Here is a 17,643-nt window from a genome sequence, read left to right as displayed (position 1 = left end):
TCTATTGAGATGGGCGTAGAGCTATAGGGTTCGCCATGCGGTTCAGATCGAGGGGCTGAGCCGGCGCGGGGCGGCGCGGCGCTTTGGTGCCGCTTGGCTACCGGCGTGGCGGTGCACCATGGAGGTTTTTGCCACCATCCTCAACGAAACCGCGCCGGTTCTGGCCGAATTGGAGCTCACAGGAGGAACAAGACACTAATCTTCAATGACCCCCAGGTTCATGCCGTTGATCGAGGCCCCGAGTTGGGATTAGGGTCTTAATAAAGAAACGGCGAAGGAAAAGGCGCCTTTCGGGGCGCCTTTTCTATATCTGGAGTGATATCAGATGAAAAATGGAAAATATAGGTGAAGTATGTGTGTCACTATTCGGTAATCAACACCTTGTATTTACTGCAGAAAATCGTCTACGCCTTCGTAGACCTGACCGTGGGCCAGTGTAGTCTATGTCTAACGGAGCGTCGTGATGACGGACCGGCCAGCCACCGCTCTAAACCAGCCCCTCGCGGGGCAACGGGAGAGGTGTGTCAAACGGACAACCTGCTCAATTGAGCAAAACGGAAAGGGAAACGAAGATGACCACGGAAACCAAGGGATACACGATTTCAGGCGTTGCCGGTCGTATCCGCGATTTGGAAAGCAAGACCAACGGCGCATACTATGTCGGCCTTTGCTGGCTGGCCATGGCGCGGGACAGTGGCAAGGGTGCGAAAAAGCGCCTTGAGGACAAGGTGTTCGGAGTGGAAAAAGGCGTCAAGGTGACGTCGACCTTCCGGAACGCATGGCGGATCGCCGACAAGGCTTTCGCCGAAGGCTTCCACAAGGGGCACCGTGAAAAGGTCGCCACCATGGGGCTGGATGACGCGCTCAAGTTCGCCATGGATAGCCTTGAGGCGCACAAGACGGCGCTCGGCGTGACCAGCATGGGGCAGTATGAGGAGTTCTGCAAGTATGCCTCTAAGGAGGACATGCCGGCGCCCACTCCGGAAGAGACCACGGAACAGCCGGTCACCACGGAAGAGCCGGAAGCCAAGGAAGAGGCCACGGACAAGACCGGCTCGGAACGGTCCCCTCTGGAGCACTTCGAGGCGGTCATGCTGACCCTCTCCCCGGAAGAGCTGATCGAAGCGGCCAAGATGCTGAATGCTCGGATCGCCGACATGCAGCAGACGGAAGAGATCAGGAAGGCCGCCTGATCCACGGGGCGCCCCGCGAGGGGCGCCCACCCCATACGTGTCTGCGCGCATCCGCACGCCACGCATGTGGCGCGAGGCTTCTTCCTTATAGCGCGCAGGAAGCAAACCCAAATTTCTCGCAGGAGCAGGACATGCGCGTGCTGACCGATCTTTCCCAAAAACCGATGCGGGGCCAGCGGCTGCGCACGGTCGTCATTGACCGGGACGAGGGCGGAGTGCGTCCCGACCCGGGCAAGCCGCTGGGCTCGAAGATCGAGGGCAAGCGCATGCCGACTGCTCGCTGGAACGCGATGAGTTTTCCCGAGCGCGTGGCCACGACACCTCCAGTCGTCGAGGTCCGCGCCGCGGGAGGCCGGCGCCAGCACCAGATCCCCCGCAATGACCGGCGGATGTACCGGCCACAGGATCAGCGCGGAGTCTCGACCGTGTTTGTGATCCTCGACCGGGAGACGGATCAGGTGCTGGCGCGGGTGCGTGGAGGTGCTGCGCACTGTGAAGTGGAAGCCGAGAAGCTGGCGTGCAGCCAAGGCTGCGAGCTGGCCGACCTGAAGGTCGTGTTCGAGGGAGAGCTGGCATGAACTCAGACATTCTCTTCTGGTGGCAGGTGCAAGACATCGCTCTGCTCGCTTTCATCACCTTCCCCATCTGGGGCTACGCGCTTGCATGCATTTGGGAGTGGCTCGACAGGTAGTCCCGCGCCTGCGCCACAACCTGAACCTGCTTAGGTTCTGATTTCAACCAATTCCTGTGTCTGCACCAGTCGCTCATCCTTGGGTGGGCGTGGCGCTGGCGCTCGTTCGTGGAGTTTTCGTGATGCTGATTACCGGTCTCGTAATCGCCGTGGGGCTGGGCGCGTGGGCGCGCTCGGCTGAGCTCGGCTTCGTCCTGCTGGCGGCGGTCGTCGTCGCCGGCTCTGGTTTTGCCCTAACACATTAGAAGGTGTTCACATGAATACGTATGAAATCCTCACGAAGGCTCGTGAGTTGGTCGCTGCCGGCTGGAACAAAGGTCACTACGGCGAGAGTGCAAACGGGATCACAGTAGGTCCTCTGCATGAGGATGCTGTTTGCTTCTGCACCATGGGAGCCCTGTTCCGAGCTGCTGGGACATTCGACGAGGACATCGTCCATCCCGCCGTCCAAGCCCTCGGCTTCGAGTATTCCGGTCAGGTCCTCCTCTGGAACGACGAGAAGGATCGGACCCAGGACGAGGTCCTCGCTCGTTTCGACAACGCCATTAAGGAGCTGGCAGCATGACCATCTACGTCTTTCGCAATGCCTTCGGCGGTCACACCTCGAAGCTGGATCAGACCGGTGAGTTCGCCGACTTCTACAAGCTCATCACCGTTCGATTTCCAATCAAGATCGAGCAGCTGCCACTGGTTCAGTCGGAGGCAATGCCAAAGCTGATCGAGAACATCCGCCACCTGAGCCGGAACGGTCAGAAGATCGCCGCCATCAAGATCGTTCGAGCCCTCTCCGACTGGGGACTGAGGGAGTCCAAGGACTGGGTCGAACTCATCGAGACCCTAGCCTGATCCCCGGCGGGATCACGCCAACGAAGGAGGCCATCATGCGCTAACACCAAACCCATTTGAGCAACTCCCGACTGTTTTCCAAAGGCCATCCTGCCAGCCAGCAGGATGGCTTTTTCTAACCAGCCCCATGGAGGAGACCATGACCTACCATCCCTACTTCAAGCCAGCCCACCAAGAGCAGCGAGAGGAGGCCATTGAGAGGTACAAGATCGAGGCTGACCGCTATCTTCGGGAGCCGCCTCGGCCAATCACCGGTCGGGTTCTCGAAGTGCCGGGAGAGTGCTGGTCTTAACCCTTTCTGCCAGCACTCTCCCCTAAGCTTCTGGAATCATTTGCTTTTTCGCCCTATATTATATACTCTCTTTCTTTCTTTCTTCCCCTATGCGTAGAGAGAAAGAGGGGGAATTACTCATAATACCTAATCGACTCCACGGGGCTCGCTACTACCCCGGGGTAAAATATTAACTGTTGAACGGAATAGGGCTCATGAGTAATTCCCCGCAACCAAAAGATGCAGGATACAACCATGACAGATGACGAGGTTCTCAACATCTATCTTGAGCAAGCTTCCCTCGCACGTGGTCGCGCCAACCGAAATGGTCGGAACTTCTCATGGTCAAACTCGCCCTTGAAGCGGTTCAAGAGCCTCCACAAGTTCAACGGTACACCGATGGTCGACATCCCACCCGAGCACCGTATCCCGGACACCGACCCGGCCCTAATCGACCGCCTGCAACGGGAGTGGGACGTGACCCATATCGACAAGTTCCTTCTGAGGGTGAGACTGAGAGATGCCGCGCAAGTACCCACCGACCCGTGAATACGTCCTGCAGCGGACCGAGGAACACCACGGCCACCTAATCTGGACAGGCCGGATGTACAAGAACAAACCCCATATTGGTCACTTCGGCAATCCAGTCCGTGTCCTGCTCGAGCTCGTCGGCCACCCCCACCGGCAAGTCCGTCCAACATGCTCCGAACCACGTTGTATCGAGCCACACCACTGGCAGGTGATCGCTGAGAACCCCCTGTGGCACGACCACGGCCCGATCAAGAAGTGGAACGATCCACGGAAGCGTGTGATGGGTGGAGTGACGTTCACCGATCGCGAAGTTGAAGAGATCGAGGACAACGTGGCTGATGTCCAATCTGGTGAGTTCACCCTTGAGGACGTGCGCGAAAGTATCAAGTCCGACCACGTTTTCGAGGAGATCAAACGCCGCGTCCAGATGTGATGTGCTCCATTTCGACCTGGACCTCCGCCAGATCGAGCATCACCCCAAAGACTACTGACCAACAAGGGCGCCCACGAGGCGCCCTTTTCACATCCAAGGGAAACCACATCATGCGAAAGCAGATCAACCACGCGCGTCGCAATGCGACGTTCGATCGCTCCCTCATGCGCAAACGAGGCTACGAGCAGATCGGTTCGGGAGCCTTCTCTCGGGTCTACGTCCACCCCGACGCCCCGGACGTGGTGGTCAAGGTGGGCCAGCGAGAGGGCGCCCCGCACGTCCGCAGCCGCTACAGGGACGCATTCCCTGACTTCGCCTCATGGATCCGCGCCAGAACTGTCGGGTCGAAGTTCTTCCCCAAGATCTACGACGTACGCGAGGAAGGGGAGGCATTCATCGTCATCATGCGCCGCTACTACAAGCCGCCCTACGGGACCTATTACCCGGTCCACGGCACGGCCAGCAAGCTCACCGGCGAGTGGACAAGTCACAAGGCCGACAACCGGTTCCGGCGCGCTCTCGAGAAACTTCTCTCGTTCGGTGTCGAGTTCGACATCCATTCCGCCAACGTCATGGTCGACGGCTCAGGCCTACCGATCCTGACTGATCCTGTCCTCTGGAGGAAGCCATGAACCAGACCAATCTCCGCCGCCTGATCAACCACCTCCGCTCAATCAAGCCCTCGCAGTTCGCCATGGGCGAGTGGGTCGTCAACAAGGACCGCACAAGAGCCCCTGTTCTCGAGCGCGCCACTTGCGGCACCGCCGGATGCGTCGCCGGTCACGTCGTCGTGGGTTTCCGGGACGAGCTTCCCGCCAGTGGCGACATCCAAACCGCAGCTGCTGAGTGGCTCGGCATCAACGAAGACGACGCCTACGACCTGTTCTACGGCCACTGGCCGAACCGCCAATCCGGCCAGTTCCTTGACGATCTGACCGTCGAGCAGGCCATCGAGCACCTCGAGTCCCTCGTCGATGCTTAAGGTCGCTGTCATCGTCATCGCCTTCGACGGCGGCGGCAGAGTTCAGGAATACCTCGAACGCGCCGCCCACGTCCTGCAGTACGACATCCCCGTGCAAATCACCGGAGATTGCTTCTCGGCCTGCACCATCTTCGCAGACCGAGCGCGCCAGAACGTGTGCGTGACACCTGACGCGCGCATGTACTTCCACGCGGGCACCAATCTCCCGGACATGAGCCGCTTCCAAATCCACTACAGCACGGACATCGACCAGCTGGTCGGCGAGCAACCGCACGCCGGCTGGAAGCGCATGAGCTACCCCCTCACCACCGAAATCTGGAGACTCTGCGATGAACCAACAGAACTTGTCACGGCTGATCGACCACCTGCGGGCGATCGAACAGCATCAGTTCAACATGGAGATCTTCGTCCAGCGCCCTGACTACGAGGAGCTCGACTACGTCTTCGAGGTCGAGCCGAACGAACTCGACTGTGGGTCCGTAGCCTGTATCGCCGGTCACATCGTCATGAAGTTTCGAGATGAGGTCGAGGGCGGCAGCATCTCCGACGCCGCTGGCATCTGGCTCGGCATGAGCAGCAGTGACGCACTCGGCCTGTTCCTCGGCCACTGGGTGCTCAAACCCCGCAGCGAGATCACCCTCACCGAAACCATCGAACACCTGGAGACGCTTCGCACATGATCACCCGCGAACAGTTCGACACCGTCTACAACGGCCTCGCCGCGCAGGGCTGGAAGCAGTCGACACTCCCCTGTGGCACCTGCGCCTACCGCGACCCGACCCATGCTGGCCGGAAGTGCGCCGTCGGCCACCTGATCCCCGACGGCCACTACGACCCCGTCATGGACGACGACCACACCGGCGTCGGCATCTGGGGCCTCGGCTCGTTCCAGAACATCGGCCTGCTGGGCAACCTCACACACGACGAGTTCCAAATCCTGCAGAGCACTCACGACAACAACCCCCTCCCGGCCGACATGAAGACGGCCTTCGACGACCTCAGAAAGGAGTGGTTCCCCGATGACGCCGACTGAAATCCTGATCAAGGCCCGCGAGCTCATCGCAGACCCCAAGCACTGGACGCAAGGTCAACTGGCCCGCTCCAACACCGGCAGCTACATCAACCCACAGCACCCATCGGCTGTCTGCTTCTGCTCGATCGGCGCACTCGAACGTGCGGCCGGAGGTGAGTTCAACGACGCCTATTATGAGGCTCGGGCACGACTCCGCGACACCCTCAACAGGTGCATCGCTTCCTTCAACGACAACCACACCCACGCCCAGGTGCTGGCCAAGTTCGACGAGGCAATCAACCATGCGTAACTGGCGCAACGGCTGGGACGACTTCGTTCCCGACCCACCACCGAAGCCATACCAGTGCTTCACGCGGCTTTCCATCCGAGGGGCCGGGATCATCATCGGTCCCGGCCCCTCTCTCATTCCAATCATCATGGAGAAGTCTACCGATGAAAGACCTGATCGTTAACGGCCTCGGCGAGGTCTTTTTCCACGATGCCTATGTGATTGGCGACATCAACCATGCCGAACTGAAGCGCAAGATCGGCCGTGACCCTAACGACGCGGATCTCGAGCAGGAGTTCAAGGATCTTGCTCGCCTGCATCTCCCGACAGAGAAACTGGCTGAGCATGTGATCCTGATCTGGGAAGCACAGAAGCAGTTCAACGGCAGCTTTGCCCGTGTTCAACACTGGGGTGGTCAGACCCGCGTGGGTGCCGAGTTTCGCTCGTTCGACGAGGGCGACGACGAGAACCGGCGCAAGATCTACGAAGGCGCGGCCAAAGCCAACGCCGAGATCCTGTACGTCTATAAGGGCAAGGAGGTCGATCACTTCTGCCCCCAAGGAGGCGAGTGGCAGTACGGCCCGAACCACGACCGTGCCTATACACAGGTCGAAATCTCGATCCCCGTCGCCGAACCCACCATCGACACGATCAAGGAAGCGTTCGACAGGCTCGAAGCGACGCTCCTTTCGGTCTTCAATGAAGCAGGAGTAGCGATTTTATGAAACGCGCCATCCCCTTCCAACCGACCGTCCCACCCCTGATGGGCGACCACCGCACCATCGTCACAGCCGTGGAGCTGATGGAGATCACGCCCAACGAGCTGTGGATCGTCAACTACACGGCTCACGACCAGCCGGCCCGCACCCATGTCACCCTGCCGGCCGATCCCCACGTCCTGCGCCGTCTCGGGAACGAGCTCATCGACAAGGCGAACGCGGTCCTCACACGGAGGGCCGCATGACCTCCAATCCGTTCGCTGTAGGTGACATCGTCCGCCTCAAAACGGGGACTAGCCCGCAGCGGGTCATCGCCGTTGGCAGGGTCAACATTACCGCCAAGTACACGTCGCCGGGTGGTCACCACTATCCGCCCACCACCCGTCACCACGACAAGTTCATCCACTTCGAGGAACCCCAAATGTCCCAGCCCACCCTCTTCAAGACCCCCGACAACCAGTACGGCACCCTCCTGGCCCGCGACAGCGCCGGCAACATGGTGCTGGAGCTGAAGGGCTCGGTCCCCAAGGTCCAGGCCTACACCCCGGACCAGCTGGAGGAAGTGCGTCCTTACACGATCCTCGTCCAGGCAGTCGGCGATGCCCGCAGCGAGTTCCACATGGAGGCCGACAAGGGCAGCGTGGAGGAGGGCGACCTCGTCTTCCTGCCCAAGCACAACACGCTGGTCAAGATCGTCAAGCTCGACACCAAATCCAAGTCGGCCAGGTGCCGGCTGAAGGGCATCAAGCTGGTCGGCGAGCCGATCGCAGCATGACTTGGAGGCTTGTCGACGAGCGCGAGTTCCGCGCTCGTCTGGAGCTGACGCTGGACGACCTCCCAACCGACACCATCGGCGCAGTCACCGGCCCCGGCCGGTCCGGCGCCGTGGCTGCGGTCTACGCATCGCACTACCTCCGCGTCCCCTTCATCCCGTACGGCGCCAAAGCTCCCCATCACCTCGGTGATCTGCTGATCATCGACACCGCAACCCAGACCGGAAAGACGTTGCGCAAGGCGTCGGCCAAGTACGATCACCGGTGCATCACGCTCGCGATCTACAACGAGCCGCCCCGCGTCTACTTCTGGTACGAGCGCGAGCATCCCCAGACATTCCGGCACGAACACCGAGAGGCAGCATGAAACGCTTTGAAGTTCGGGTCATCGAGACCCGCGCCTACAACGTCACGTACACGATCGACGCTGAGAACGCAGACTACGCCATCACGAAGGCGGAGATCGGTGACACCATCCACGAGAGGACCACCCGCTGCGTGGGCGTCATCGACCGAACTGTTGAAGCTGAGAGCATCACAGAGGTGGGTGTCGCCGACGAAGAGCTCAAGGAGTTCATCAAGGGCGCCCACGGTATCGTCGAGGCCAATTCGTTCGAGTACCACCAACTCTACCGCAACAGCCGCACCGGTCGGTTCTGGGAAGAGAACTTGTCCGGGATTGGCCGCACGATCGGACACATCGACGACAAGCCGGTGCATGTCAGCCTACGCAGGGCCTTCATCAGCGGCAGAAGGATCGTCTTCATCGACGCCACCAGCCAGGTGGTCGATCACGAGATGGTCCGTGAATGGTTGAAGCGCGTGATGCCAGCCACTGCCTTCGAGTCCTCTGGCCGGCTCAACATGGTCGACGCCAACAACTTCCACAACGTGGTCCCCATGAACACCGAACTGAACAAGGTCAAGGCCCGCATCCGAGCGTTGTCCCTCAAGACGACCGCCCATGGCTGCACCGAACAAGAAGCCCTCGCCGCCATGGACAAGGTCGCCGAGCTGCTCGAGGTCTACAACCTCACCATGAGCGAGGCCCTGCTCGCCGAGGAGACGTGCGTCGAAGCCACCATCGATCTCCAGCGGGTCACCCGGCCGCGCTGGGTCTACATCTTCTCGACCATCGCCGCCTTCACCCAGACCCGGGCGTGGAGCAACATGCCCGACATCCACTTCTTCGGCTACGAGCCCGACGTGCAGCTCGCCGTCTACCTGTCGGAGACCATTCTCAAGGCCTTCCACACCGAGGCCAAGCGCTTCCGGGAAACCTCCCCGTATCGTTGGGGAACGATCCGCAGCAAGCGACGTCTGCTCAAGGCGTGGCAGCTGGGCTTCTTCGGCCGTCTCGACGAGCGTCTGCGCCCCATGGTCCCGCAGGGCAAGGGTCTCGTGCTCGTTAAGCAGACAAAGGTCTCGGAAGAGCTCCAGCGCCTGAAGCCCAACCTGAAGCTGAAGCGCTGCAAGGCCAAGGCCGTCCGGGTAAACGCCGCCGCCTACCACGCCGGCCGTGAAGTGGGTGACCGCGTCAACCTGAACAGGCCGCTCGCCGGTGCCAAACCGGATCAGTTGCTCCTGACATGATCCACCTCTTCATCGTGACCACCATCACAGGCTCCGCGGTCTTCGTCCTCGGAGCCCTTTTCATTGGAGTGTTTTTGAAATGGCGAAAGTCCTCACCGTCGACGAAATGATCGACGTCCTCGACCAGATCAACCCCGACAACACCTACCGGCTCGAGCTCGAGGCTCTGGCCGACACCATCGCCAAGGACATGGCCGACCAGCTCGGCATCGCCACCTCCGGCGCCAGCTACGACCTCGGAGGCACCATGGCGACCTTCAAGCCGGCCATCCCGGGCCAGGCCATGCCCGACGTCCTGAACAACGTCGACGAGGGAGGGGAGTGGGATGACTGATCAGGAGTACTGGCTCGTCATCGGCCTCACCATCCTCATCATCCTGGAGCTCGCCTATGCCTTCTTCGATTGATTACGCAGCAGCGGTCCAGGACCTGATCAACCTCTACGAGGCTGGCTACAACGACGCCACCCTCGTCAGCCGTCTACGGGAACACATGCAGCCCAAGGACGACGCCCTAGATCGTATCATCGACATCCACCGGAGGAACTTCAGCCACCAGACGGAGAAGCTGGCCGACATCCTTCCGATTGCAATCGGAGCCCGCGACAAATGAACATGGACGAAGCCATCTCCATCCTGGGGATCAACAATACCTACACCCCCATCCGCAACATGGCGACCGCACTCAGCCTGCACTCGTGGAACAACACGGAGGCGGACGAACAGCGTCTGGCAGCTGCCAAGTACGTCCTGCGCCGTTGGACCGCCTACCAGCTGGAGTGCAACGAACGCCGGCCGCGCCCTCGAATTGAGAGGTTTGCCCACACATGAACATGATCATCGAAAGCAGCAAAGGCCGAGCTGACGGCACCTGCTTCGACGACATCCGAGAGCTGTCGTTGGATCTTCTTGTCAGCCGGGGCCTCGTCTTTCTGACCGAGTTCCAAGCCAACGGAAAGCGGTACGGCGGGACGATCATCGCGTCATCACCGGAACACGCCGCCACGATCGCCTTCGGCCGTGGCCTGGACGAGGAAGTCATCGGGAGATTGATCCATGCAGTATAACTACACCCCGATCCTTCGGAAGTGGCTCGCCGTCGTCGAGCCACTGGAGGACTTCAGCGACATCTTCACGATCGAGGTCAGCCTCGAACGCACGAAGATGATGATCGACTACAACAACGCGACCCTGTCCCTGATCGGCGACAACAACCCCGAGTGGACCCGCGATCTGCAGGACGACATCCAGTTCCTGACCGCGCTTCAGCCCCGTCTGGAGGAGTGGCTGCGCCTCCGCAACATTCCACCGTTCACGAGGAGGTCTCTCCACCATGCTTCGCCCTGACCAGGTCAAGACCTACTGCCCCGTCGTCAAGTACGCTTTCGATCTCGGTCGGGAGATCTGCGAGGCCGGCCGCGGATATCACTTCCGCGTCTACACCGACAAGTTTCGCAGCTTCACCGGTGTGCCCGAAGAGTGGGACGGCGAGCCCGTCCTGATCCTCGACAACGACAACCCCGTCATCATCGACGTCCGTGAGATCCGAGTCATTCAAGTCCTGGAGGTATAATGAACACCACCGCAATCACCGCGCTCGCCAACCTGCTCACCAACATACCGAGCAAGTACGACACCGGCTTTAACATGGAGTGGTACTCCGTAGAGACCGAGCCCAATCCTGAAGTGAAGGAAAACGTCGGCCATCAATGTGGGACCGTCTCCTGCATCGCCGGCTGGGCTGCTCAGTTCCTGAACTTCGATGGCACTCTGCGTGACACGCCTCGCAAAGAGAGCCAGATGGTGGAAGAGTTTGGGATCGATCACCCAACCTACGCCCCTGAGCCGATCGTCGCAGCAAAGTTGCTTGGCCTCGACGAGCTGGATGCCGAAACCCTGTTCGAGCCGATGAACTACGGCCCAGCGATCCACCTCGAATGGGACGAAGTCACCCCGCGCCAGGCCGCGAAGGTGCTCCGGCATCTGGCCAAGACGGGGGAGGTCGAGTGGGAGGTGGCGTTCCGATGAGACGTGAAACCATCCGAGTCACGGTCGAGAAGGAGGTCGACGTCACGACCCTCGATCTCGAGCCGGAGCAGGTAGCCGCCATACTCGCCGAACACACCCGTGCCCGTCTGGAACTCCAGTCCCGCACAATGGTCAAGACCGACGTCCAAGAGCGGATGTCCGGAGGCGAGTACATGGGCCACACGGTGGAGTTCTACCTGGAGCCAATCGAAGGAGAGACCACATGAAGTCCGGCTTCCAACAGGCACTGGAGCGTGCCCACACCGATGTCCGCTTCCGGATCCAGATGGAAGAGGCAATGGCTGACGCCCTCGTCGCGGCCTGCCTCGCCCGTGGCTACTGCCTATCGGTCAACGATGGTGGGGAGTGGGTCGTCAAGCGGTCGACCGACAAGGCCCAGATCATGGCCGCTCTCTTCTCGACCGACGAGGACCTGATCATGGTTCGTCGAGTGGATGACGTGACGAAGATCGGCTGGTTCCAGCTTATCTACGGCAACGACGGCTATGACGTGATCTCCGACTACTCGGCCAACACGATCTGCGACGAGATCTGGGACACCATCCTCAGACCGCTCTCCGACAAGATGGAGGATGGCCAGTGGTCGCCAGTGGAGGGCAACCTCCGCGGGCTCCTGGCCGAGGCCGAGCGCTTCATCGCCGGCCTCTCGGGAGGCGAGCCCGAGGGAGGCAAGGTCGACGATCTGCTGACCAGAATTCGAAAGGAGCTGACATGACCACAGTCCTCGTCCCCCTCCATCCACCGATGGATGTCATCGTCGCAGTAGCTAGAGCATGGCCGTTGACGATCATCCAGATCCAGGACCTCTACAAGCAGATTACCCAAAGCGCAGCGGCCGAACAGTCCGACATCATCGGCCTCCTCGCCGAGGCCGAGCGCTTCATCGCCGGCTTCGAGGGGTGTGAACTCCAAGATCCACCGGTCGACGACCTCCTGGCCCGGATCAGGGAGGTGCTGGCATGACCCAGTGCTACATCCAGACCGAAAACGACGATGATCCCTGCATCTGCGATGATTGCGGGGAGACACACCGGGCTGACGAGCTGGACATGGTAACCGACATCGAAGAGCGGATCAGCCCCGGCGAGATCGTCCCGGCGGGCCAGTGTCCGTCCTGCGGAGCCCTGGCCCACCTCGTGAACCCACCGGAGTATTCGGCTCAGGCTCGGCTCCAGCGATATGAGGGAGCCTGACTACCAGAAGTCGCGCGTCTATCGCTGGGAGGACATCTACATCAAGCCGCGGGACCAGTCACAGGTCCCGTTTGACGCCATCCAGCCGATCGTGAACCATGTGTGGCCGACGCCACACCCACCGATCGTTCGACCATTCGCCGGCAACGGGGGGAGGGGCCACCGTCTGCGTGTCCGCTTCCCCACCACCGCTCCGACCCCGACCTGGGTCATCCTGCACGAAGTCGCCCACGCCCTGACGCACGGCGACAAGCACGGCCCGGATTTCGTCGGCGCCTACATGCAGCTCCTCAACCGATATCTCGCGATTGATCTGCCCTTCCTCTACCACACGGCGAGGATAAGCAACGTCCAGTATTCGGTGACAGTTCAACTGGAGAAATACTTGTGAAACTCAATCTCACCTACCTCGAAGCCGAGCACGACGAGGTGCCCGGTGTCCACCGCTGGCTCGTCGCTCCCGGCGACAACGCCACCGAGAAGGCCCACCGCGAGTGGGTCACCAAAGCCGGCGGCAAGATCTCCCACTCGCAGACCCTACCCGTCGAGCTGCCCGACGCCTGGAGCACGCTCGAAATGGAAGCCGCGCTCTGCGTCTGGGAGTGGATCAACGAAGTCACCCTGGATGATGGCAAACCCGACTGGATCGAGTACCGCGACGGTGTTGGCTCCGTCGAGCTCCGTCACGAGAGCATGAAGATCGGCCAGTGGGTGCTGAAGGTCTACGACCTCCTGCCGAAGTGGGTCCGCGAGAGCGGCTCCTACGACTGGGAGATCGTCCCGGCGATCTGCAGCGAGCTGACCCCCGGCGAGGCCTACCCCACTCCGAAGGTGGCGGCGCTCAACGTCATCAACAGCGACTGGGCGAAGGCCGAGTACCACCGAACGGCTCAGGCCTACCACGAGCGCCACTACGGTATTTCCTTCGGGATGACCCCGGAGGAGTTCCTGGATCGCTGGTATGATCCGGACGCAACGCCGGAGGAGGCGGCTCGTCACTGCGCCCTGAAGTACAATCTGGAGGAGATCCGTCGATGAGCAAGATCTACATCGTGACGTTCAACCACGACTACGACGAGAGCATCCACGCTTTCCGGACCCGCCAGGAGGCCATCGTCGAAATCGCCGACGCCTTCGGCACGACCCGACAGGATGACACGCCGGAGTTCTGGAAAGAGGTCTCGGAGCAGTACGAGGCCGGCAGCTGGAAGGGAGCCCAGCTCGCCGTGCTCGACACCGAGACGCTTCAGGTCACTGGTTGCGAGGGAGCATCGTTGTGATCGTCTACAACGTCGCCCGCGGCTGGTTCCCCATGAAGAACGACGCCGAGGCACACCGGCGGGAGCTCGGCCTCCCGCCGGCAGCGAACACAAAGGTGGTGATAAACGACCGCAACGAGCTGGCCGCGCTGCTGAACGGCATGATGGGACTCACCGCGGAAGCCTCTCCGGCCGGTGCCGTGCTCGAGCCCCAGGTCGTGGAGCCCGAGGTGATCCAGCGCAACCAGGTCGAGGTGCCCGAGTGCGTGCCGGAGTTCCTGGTCAAGGAATGGGCGAGGCGGTCTGGCATCAACCCGGACGACATCAAGCGTGTCAGTGAGGCTTCGAGCGAGACCATCCACGAACCTTGAACCGGGGAAGGTCGTCGTCTTTCGCGACCCCGTACTTCACCATCTTGTCCCGCAGGGTCTGATACTCGCGGATCAGCTCGTTCTGATGCTCGATCGCCTTCTTCTCCTTGGCCTGCATCACGGCCTCGTGGATGGCTTCGAGCTCATCCATGCTCTTGTCCGTCAGATCAACATTGGCCTTCGCCATTCAAACCTCCATCGAAAGGGAGAACACCTATGACTCCGGAAGGAGACAAACGCAAGTACGACGTCACTCTAGTGGAGACGATCGTTCATACCTTCACCGTCGAACTTCCTGACACGGTTAAGGAGGAGGATCGCCACGAGGCGGCCGAACACGCCTTTCTCGACGACAAGATCGATTTCCACGGCCAGTCAATCATCGAGAGGGAGGTCGAGAATGTCACCCCCCAAGGTTGACGTCTATTGGAACACCCACAAGCGGTGTTTCAGCATCCGGCCGAGGAAGCCCTATGCAGAGCTCTCCGGCTTCGAAAGATCCCCCAGGGGCCGCGTGTTTTACAACCGCGGCCCTTTCGTTTTGGAGAACTCGACCTTCCACGTCTCGCAGAAGGTCAGAGAGCGGGTGATGCAGAACAAGCGCGAGGAGGTCCACGCGACAATTCGTGGGACCGTTAGCGCCATCACCGTGACCGAGCCGCCACTCCTGGGAATGCGCGTTCGATACAATCCCTACGAGAACGCGCAGTTTGTGACACCCAGCGGGCGCCCGATCCTCAAGGCCAATCTCGCCTACTTCATCGGAAAGGAGGTCTTTGTCGTATGACCCCGAAACAGAAGGAGCTCCTCGTGGAGGCGCTCCAGTCCGACTACGTCTCGCTCAAGGGCAGCGGCGAGCACGCCGCCGTCAAGGCCATGCATCGGAAGGGTTGGATCACGTCCGACTATTCCGTCAACCGAAGCACCATCACTCAGGAGGGCAAGGACGCCCTCCGACTTCATAGCAAACCCGCTGAGATCTTCGACAACATCCTGTTGATCGACGGCCGGCCCGTCGCCCGCATCATCAACGGGCAGACCCAACGATTGGAGGAATTTCTTGCAGATCAAGATCTATGAGCTCGAGACGGACACGATCCTCACTCGGGCCGACGTCCGTAAGATGCGTCTGCCGTTCAAGTACGGCTGGGAGAAATACCTCGTCACCGGTGACGACGGTGTGATCCTCGCCGAGGCGCGCACTTATCAACAGGCAGTCGCAAACAGGGTGGACCTCCAAACGCTTGCCGCGTAATAGGAAGAAATTCCTAATTATGCACTTGACGTACCATGATGAAAAATGACATTGATTCGGCTGACAGGCCGGCAAATCAAAGAGAGGAAATGAAACGCGCGATTGAGGAAATTCTGCGCGATGAGATCGAACTGGCTAAGCCTGACGATCTAGCCTTTCTCGAATTTCAGGTTCCGCACATAGCTGGGCGTATAGCTCGCCTTCGTGGTTGGCTGGATGGCCGGTAACGATAAAACGCAGTGACAATCCCCATCCGCAAACCCGGTTATTGATGTCGATGATGCTCATAAAATCTGGTTGGCGGTAAACCATAACGTCATCGCCAAATTCGCGGGGATCAAGGCGGCGCGCGAGCGCCCTAGGATCAACCAGCAAGAGGGCATCTGGCAAGTTTGGGCTAAATCCCCAAATGTGATGAGCGAGTTTGTCACGGCTCTTTTGGGCTGTTTTGGCTACCTTCAGGATCGCAGCCAACAGCTCGAAATGGTCCTCGTTCAGAACGCTTTGTGCAACCGCGCGGATCGCTTGGGTTTTTGCGCTTTGCGTCTCGATTGCCAGATAGGCTATGGCGGCTCGGTCGGATGCACCTCCAAGCAATTCGAGATACAAGCCGAGTAGAAAGTTCTCTACGTTCGACCACGTAGCGATGCTTTCCATCGCTAGTAGTCCGAGGGACGGGTTGTGATGGAAGACAGGAATGCCAGCGTTACCTACCATGACGCTGGCATTCGGGTTCACGCGCGAGAGAGGCTGAGGCATGGCTGATGCTCCTAAGGACAAAGACAGGGAGAAGGGCGACGAACTTCTTCGACGCCTGTTGAAGACCCCTCCCGCGCCGAAGGCTGGCAAGGCCGGGAAGAGTGAGACGCCTAAGCCAAAGCCAAATGCTGCCAAACGTGGCAAGACGGGTCAGGATTGAGGTCGATGCGCCCGACGCGCCCGACGCGGGAACATCCTACGCCGCTCTTTCAGCTCGATGCGGCGCTGGTTGTAGACTTCCGTTCGGCGTTTCGATGGTTTTTTGAACGCCACCGTTTTCTTTGCGGCGTCTGCCTTGGTTGGTCTGTCGCGTTTATCATCAACGCCCTGCTCATCATGTGGTGGACGGACACGCTTTCGTGGTGGTTGTCTCACCTTTTTTGATGCGGCCTTTTGTTCCTTCAGCAAATTTAGAGATTCGCGATAAAACGATTCCGACGCTTCACTGTCGAGCTTTTGGAGGTCAAGGCTTTCCCTCTGAAGGGCAACCCCTTCTTTCTGTAGCTGTAGGGAGGCATGCGCCAGATATACGCCAATCAAACCGATAAAGGCAGCGAGCGCTGGAAGGCCGAGAGCGAGGAACCGCTCCAGCAAGTTGCCTAGGATGGTGTCAAGTTCCTTGGCTTCTCTGATGGCGGCATCAGGCGTGATCTTCTTGGCATGCGCTCGTTCAGCGATGTCTTGAAGACGCCTAAGAATTTCGACCGTGAGCGGTGGGCCTGAGACGAGTTCAATATTGCCGCCACGAACATTGAACGTGCCCTCTGCCAGCTTTGCCGGTCGGTGGCATCTTGGGCAAGTCATGACGTTCCCGCTGAGCACCACATTCGAAGCGCCTTCAATGTGGATGCCGCCCGACCCGTCAAAGACCAAGTCACAATGCGCGCAATAGCCGGGTATGCTCGGCATGTTCTAGCCACCAAAGGAGAAGCAAATGAACACGATTAGGTTTGCCCTGATCCGCTTACTCGCGGGCAAGCGGGTCGTGGTGTTGAACGCGCGCATTGATTACAGTTGGCGCGGGGGCCACTCTTGAACCCACGCATCTTTCTTGTCCCATGTATGCATGCGACCACATGCGGGGCATGGCCCGAAAGTGTTCCTGCTCATTTGAGCCGAATCGAAGGACCTTTTATCCATAGCAAAGCCCGTCGGAACGGTCTTTCCCGTCACTGGGCACTTAATCACCACACGCTCCATGCTTCCTCCTGGCAAAAAGTTCAGTGTAGTTGACTTGGTGAAAGGCGCGTGAGCATCATACTGCTATGAGGATGCTCGAAATTGCAAGTTTTGTCGTTGGTGCAGCTAGCTTGATCCTTGGATTAGCAGGCTGCCCGGAGAGCTGGGGCGTTTTGGCTATGATCCTTGAGTTCGAATGGATGCGGATCGCACTTGGAGTTATCGGGCTTTCTGGTCTGGGGTACT

39 protein-coding genes are annotated in these 17,643 nt (G+C 59.9%); 36 read left to right on the top strand and 3 right to left on the bottom strand.

The window, feature by feature from the left end:
* Positions 1 to 572: 572 nt before the first annotated feature.
* The 32 genes from BSQ44_RS24380 to BSQ44_RS24230 all read left to right on the top strand — a co-directional run bounded on the left by BSQ44_RS24380 (position 573) and on the right by BSQ44_RS24230 (position 14,204).
* A complete protein-coding gene (locus tag BSQ44_RS24380) occupies positions 573 to 1,193 on the top strand; it encodes a hypothetical protein (RefSeq protein WP_072607620.1) in 621 nt (206 codons plus the stop codon).
* A gap of 131 nt (positions 1,194 to 1,324) precedes the next feature.
* A complete protein-coding gene (locus BSQ44_RS24375; protein ID WP_072607619.1) occupies positions 1,325 to 1,771 on the top strand; it encodes a hypothetical protein in 447 nt (148 codons plus the stop codon).
* Positions 1,772 to 2,006: 235 nt separating this feature from the next.
* Positions 2,007 to 2,129, top strand: coding sequence for a hypothetical protein (locus BSQ44_RS27780; RefSeq protein WP_256381705.1), 123 nt, complete (start codon positions 2,007 to 2,009; stop codon positions 2,127 to 2,129).
* 11 nt (positions 2,130 to 2,140) lie between these two features.
* Entirely contained in the window at positions 2,141 to 2,449 is a 309-nt protein-coding gene (locus BSQ44_RS24370; RefSeq protein WP_072607618.1) for a DUF6197 family protein, read from the top strand.
* Entirely contained in the window at positions 2,446 to 2,730 is a 285-nt protein-coding gene (locus BSQ44_RS24365; protein ID WP_072607617.1) for a hypothetical protein, read from the top strand. Before BSQ44_RS24370 ends, BSQ44_RS24365 begins: the two co-directional genes overlap by 4 nt.
* 526 nt (positions 2,731 to 3,256) lie before the next feature.
* Complete coding sequence (locus tag BSQ44_RS24360) at positions 3,257 to 3,550, top strand: hypothetical protein (protein ID WP_157894683.1); 294 nt, start codon at positions 3,257 to 3,259, stop codon at positions 3,548 to 3,550.
* A gap of 55 nt (positions 3,551 to 3,605) precedes the next feature.
* A complete protein-coding gene (locus tag BSQ44_RS24355) occupies positions 3,606 to 3,965 on the top strand; it encodes a hypothetical protein (protein WP_157894682.1) in 360 nt (119 codons plus the stop codon).
* A gap of 110 nt (positions 3,966 to 4,075) precedes the next feature.
* On the top strand, positions 4,076 to 4,597 hold the full coding sequence (locus BSQ44_RS24350; RefSeq protein ID WP_072607614.1) for a hypothetical protein: 522 nt from the start codon (positions 4,076 to 4,078) through the stop codon (positions 4,595 to 4,597).
* Complete coding sequence (locus BSQ44_RS24345; RefSeq protein ID WP_072607613.1) at positions 4,594 to 4,947, top strand: hypothetical protein; 354 nt, start codon at positions 4,594 to 4,596, stop codon at positions 4,945 to 4,947. The genes BSQ44_RS24350 and BSQ44_RS24345 overlap by 4 nt, the downstream gene beginning before the upstream one ends.
* 329 nt (positions 4,948 to 5,276) lie before the next feature.
* Positions 5,277 to 5,627 carry a hypothetical protein gene (locus BSQ44_RS24340; protein WP_072607612.1) on the top strand — a complete coding sequence of 117 codons (351 nt, stop codon included), beginning with the start codon at positions 5,277 to 5,279 and terminating at the stop codon, positions 5,625 to 5,627.
* Positions 5,624 to 5,980: a hypothetical protein gene (locus tag BSQ44_RS24335; protein ID WP_072607611.1), complete on the top strand. Its 357-nt coding sequence runs from the start codon at positions 5,624 to 5,626 to the stop codon at positions 5,978 to 5,980. The genes BSQ44_RS24340 and BSQ44_RS24335 overlap by 4 nt, the downstream gene beginning before the upstream one ends.
* Positions 5,967 to 6,269: a DUF6197 family protein gene (locus tag BSQ44_RS24330; RefSeq protein WP_072607610.1), complete on the top strand. Its 303-nt coding sequence runs from the start codon at positions 5,967 to 5,969 to the stop codon at positions 6,267 to 6,269. The genes BSQ44_RS24335 and BSQ44_RS24330 overlap by 14 nt, the downstream gene beginning before the upstream one ends.
* A gap of 143 nt (positions 6,270 to 6,412) precedes the next feature.
* On the top strand, positions 6,413 to 6,973 hold the full coding sequence (locus tag BSQ44_RS24325) for a hypothetical protein (protein WP_072607609.1): 561 nt from the start codon (positions 6,413 to 6,415) through the stop codon (positions 6,971 to 6,973).
* On the top strand, positions 6,970 to 7,212 hold the full coding sequence (locus BSQ44_RS24320) for a hypothetical protein (protein WP_072607608.1): 243 nt from the start codon (positions 6,970 to 6,972) through the stop codon (positions 7,210 to 7,212). Before BSQ44_RS24325 ends, BSQ44_RS24320 begins: the two co-directional genes overlap by 4 nt.
* Positions 7,209 to 7,742: a hypothetical protein gene (locus BSQ44_RS24315; RefSeq protein WP_072607607.1), complete on the top strand. Its 534-nt coding sequence runs from the start codon at positions 7,209 to 7,211 to the stop codon at positions 7,740 to 7,742. Before BSQ44_RS24320 ends, BSQ44_RS24315 begins: the two co-directional genes overlap by 4 nt.
* Positions 7,739 to 8,107 carry a hypothetical protein gene (locus BSQ44_RS24310; protein ID WP_072607606.1) on the top strand — a complete coding sequence of 123 codons (369 nt, stop codon included), beginning with the start codon at positions 7,739 to 7,741 and terminating at the stop codon, positions 8,105 to 8,107. The genes BSQ44_RS24315 and BSQ44_RS24310 overlap by 4 nt, the downstream gene beginning before the upstream one ends.
* Entirely contained in the window at positions 8,104 to 9,333 is a 1,230-nt protein-coding gene (locus BSQ44_RS24305; RefSeq protein ID WP_072607605.1) for a DUF2786 domain-containing protein, read from the top strand. The genes BSQ44_RS24310 and BSQ44_RS24305 overlap by 4 nt, the downstream gene beginning before the upstream one ends.
* Before the next feature lie 79 nt (positions 9,334 to 9,412).
* Positions 9,413 to 9,667, top strand: a complete 255-nt coding sequence (locus BSQ44_RS24300; protein ID WP_072607604.1) for a hypothetical protein — start codon at positions 9,413 to 9,415, stop codon at positions 9,665 to 9,667.
* A 56-nt stretch (positions 9,668 to 9,723) separates the two neighbouring features.
* Positions 9,724 to 9,945, top strand: coding sequence for a hypothetical protein (locus tag BSQ44_RS24295; protein WP_072607603.1), 222 nt, complete (start codon positions 9,724 to 9,726; stop codon positions 9,943 to 9,945).
* A complete protein-coding gene (locus tag BSQ44_RS24290) occupies positions 9,942 to 10,163 on the top strand; it encodes a hypothetical protein (RefSeq protein WP_072607602.1) in 222 nt (73 codons plus the stop codon). The genes BSQ44_RS24295 and BSQ44_RS24290 overlap by 4 nt, the downstream gene beginning before the upstream one ends.
* Positions 10,160 to 10,399, top strand: a complete 240-nt coding sequence (locus BSQ44_RS24285) for a hypothetical protein (RefSeq protein WP_072607601.1) — start codon at positions 10,160 to 10,162, stop codon at positions 10,397 to 10,399. Before BSQ44_RS24290 ends, BSQ44_RS24285 begins: the two co-directional genes overlap by 4 nt.
* Positions 10,389 to 10,679 carry a hypothetical protein gene (locus tag BSQ44_RS24280; protein ID WP_072607600.1) on the top strand — a complete coding sequence of 97 codons (291 nt, stop codon included), beginning with the start codon at positions 10,389 to 10,391 and terminating at the stop codon, positions 10,677 to 10,679. Before BSQ44_RS24285 ends, BSQ44_RS24280 begins: the two co-directional genes overlap by 11 nt.
* Positions 10,666 to 10,905, top strand: coding sequence for a hypothetical protein (locus tag BSQ44_RS24275; protein ID WP_072607599.1), 240 nt, complete (start codon positions 10,666 to 10,668; stop codon positions 10,903 to 10,905). Before BSQ44_RS24280 ends, BSQ44_RS24275 begins: the two co-directional genes overlap by 14 nt.
* The gene (locus BSQ44_RS24270; RefSeq protein WP_072607598.1) at positions 10,905 to 11,360 is read left to right on the top strand and encodes a hypothetical protein; all 456 of its coding nucleotides are present in this window, start codon (positions 10,905 to 10,907) and stop codon (positions 11,358 to 11,360) included. The genes BSQ44_RS24275 and BSQ44_RS24270 overlap by 1 nt, the downstream gene beginning before the upstream one ends.
* Positions 11,357 to 11,587, top strand: coding sequence for a hypothetical protein (locus BSQ44_RS24265; RefSeq protein WP_072607597.1), 231 nt, complete (start codon positions 11,357 to 11,359; stop codon positions 11,585 to 11,587). The genes BSQ44_RS24270 and BSQ44_RS24265 overlap by 4 nt, the downstream gene beginning before the upstream one ends.
* Positions 11,584 to 12,096, top strand: coding sequence for a hypothetical protein (locus tag BSQ44_RS24260; RefSeq protein WP_072607596.1), 513 nt, complete (start codon positions 11,584 to 11,586; stop codon positions 12,094 to 12,096). Before BSQ44_RS24265 ends, BSQ44_RS24260 begins: the two co-directional genes overlap by 4 nt.
* Positions 12,093 to 12,344 carry a hypothetical protein gene (locus BSQ44_RS24255; protein WP_072607595.1) on the top strand — a complete coding sequence of 84 codons (252 nt, stop codon included), beginning with the start codon at positions 12,093 to 12,095 and terminating at the stop codon, positions 12,342 to 12,344. Before BSQ44_RS24260 ends, BSQ44_RS24255 begins: the two co-directional genes overlap by 4 nt.
* Positions 12,341 to 12,574 carry a hypothetical protein gene (locus BSQ44_RS24250; protein WP_072607594.1) on the top strand — a complete coding sequence of 78 codons (234 nt, stop codon included), beginning with the start codon at positions 12,341 to 12,343 and terminating at the stop codon, positions 12,572 to 12,574. The genes BSQ44_RS24255 and BSQ44_RS24250 overlap by 4 nt, the downstream gene beginning before the upstream one ends.
* Entirely contained in the window at positions 12,561 to 12,965 is a 405-nt protein-coding gene (locus tag BSQ44_RS24245) for a hypothetical protein (protein ID WP_072607593.1), read from the top strand. Before BSQ44_RS24250 ends, BSQ44_RS24245 begins: the two co-directional genes overlap by 14 nt.
* Positions 12,962 to 13,612 (top strand): hypothetical protein, encoded by a 651-nt coding sequence (locus BSQ44_RS24240; RefSeq protein ID WP_072607592.1) that lies wholly within the window; start codon positions 12,962 to 12,964, stop codon positions 13,610 to 13,612. The genes BSQ44_RS24245 and BSQ44_RS24240 overlap by 4 nt, the downstream gene beginning before the upstream one ends.
* Entirely contained in the window at positions 13,609 to 13,854 is a 246-nt protein-coding gene (locus BSQ44_RS24235) for a hypothetical protein (protein ID WP_072607591.1), read from the top strand. The genes BSQ44_RS24240 and BSQ44_RS24235 overlap by 4 nt, the downstream gene beginning before the upstream one ends.
* On the top strand, positions 13,851 to 14,204 hold the full coding sequence (locus BSQ44_RS24230) for a hypothetical protein (RefSeq protein WP_072607590.1): 354 nt from the start codon (positions 13,851 to 13,853) through the stop codon (positions 14,202 to 14,204). The genes BSQ44_RS24235 and BSQ44_RS24230 overlap by 4 nt, the downstream gene beginning before the upstream one ends.
* On the opposite strand, the gene BSQ44_RS24225 is transcribed toward BSQ44_RS24230, so the two are convergent.
* Positions 14,167 to 14,391, bottom strand: coding sequence for a hypothetical protein (locus BSQ44_RS24225; protein ID WP_072607589.1), 225 nt, complete (start codon positions 14,389 to 14,391; stop codon positions 14,167 to 14,169). The two genes, BSQ44_RS24230 and BSQ44_RS24225, sit on opposite strands and share 38 nt — an antisense overlap.
* Before the next feature lie 29 nt (positions 14,392 to 14,420).
* On the opposite strand from BSQ44_RS24225, the gene BSQ44_RS24220 reads away from it, so the two are divergent.
* From BSQ44_RS24220 to BSQ44_RS24205, 4 genes are read left to right on the top strand one after another with little or no spacing between them, the layout of a single operon-like run.
* A complete protein-coding gene (locus BSQ44_RS24220) occupies positions 14,421 to 14,624 on the top strand; it encodes a hypothetical protein (RefSeq protein WP_072607588.1) in 204 nt (67 codons plus the stop codon).
* Positions 14,605 to 14,991, top strand: coding sequence for a hypothetical protein (locus tag BSQ44_RS24215; RefSeq protein WP_072607587.1), 387 nt, complete (start codon positions 14,605 to 14,607; stop codon positions 14,989 to 14,991). Before BSQ44_RS24220 ends, BSQ44_RS24215 begins: the two co-directional genes overlap by 20 nt.
* The gene (locus BSQ44_RS24210; protein ID WP_072607586.1) at positions 14,988 to 15,284 is read left to right on the top strand and encodes a hypothetical protein; all 297 of its coding nucleotides are present in this window, start codon (positions 14,988 to 14,990) and stop codon (positions 15,282 to 15,284) included. The genes BSQ44_RS24215 and BSQ44_RS24210 overlap by 4 nt, the downstream gene beginning before the upstream one ends.
* Positions 15,265 to 15,459: a hypothetical protein gene (locus BSQ44_RS24205; protein WP_072607585.1), complete on the top strand. Its 195-nt coding sequence runs from the start codon at positions 15,265 to 15,267 to the stop codon at positions 15,457 to 15,459. Before BSQ44_RS24210 ends, BSQ44_RS24205 begins: the two co-directional genes overlap by 20 nt.
* Before the next feature lie 135 nt (positions 15,460 to 15,594).
* Here BSQ44_RS24205 and BSQ44_RS27070 read toward each other — a convergent pair whose 3' ends face one another.
* Both BSQ44_RS27070 and BSQ44_RS27065 read right to left on the bottom strand, forming a co-directional pair.
* On the bottom strand, positions 15,595 to 16,218 hold the full coding sequence (locus BSQ44_RS27070; protein ID WP_157894680.1) for a hypothetical protein: 624 nt from the start codon (positions 16,216 to 16,218) through the stop codon (positions 15,595 to 15,597).
* A gap of 150 nt (positions 16,219 to 16,368) precedes the next feature.
* The gene (locus tag BSQ44_RS27065) at positions 16,369 to 17,127 is read right to left on the bottom strand and encodes a hypothetical protein (protein WP_157894679.1); all 759 of its coding nucleotides are present in this window, start codon (positions 17,125 to 17,127) and stop codon (positions 16,369 to 16,371) included.
* Between the last annotated feature and the right edge of the window lie 516 nt (positions 17,128 to 17,643).

It is taken from the genome of Aquibium oceanicum (assembly GCF_001889605.1).
Classification (GTDB): domain Bacteria; phylum Pseudomonadota; class Alphaproteobacteria; order Rhizobiales; family Rhizobiaceae; genus Aquibium; species Aquibium oceanicum.
Note: the sequence above shows the minus strand (reverse complement) of the source record. Positions and strands in the feature narration are given on the sequence as shown.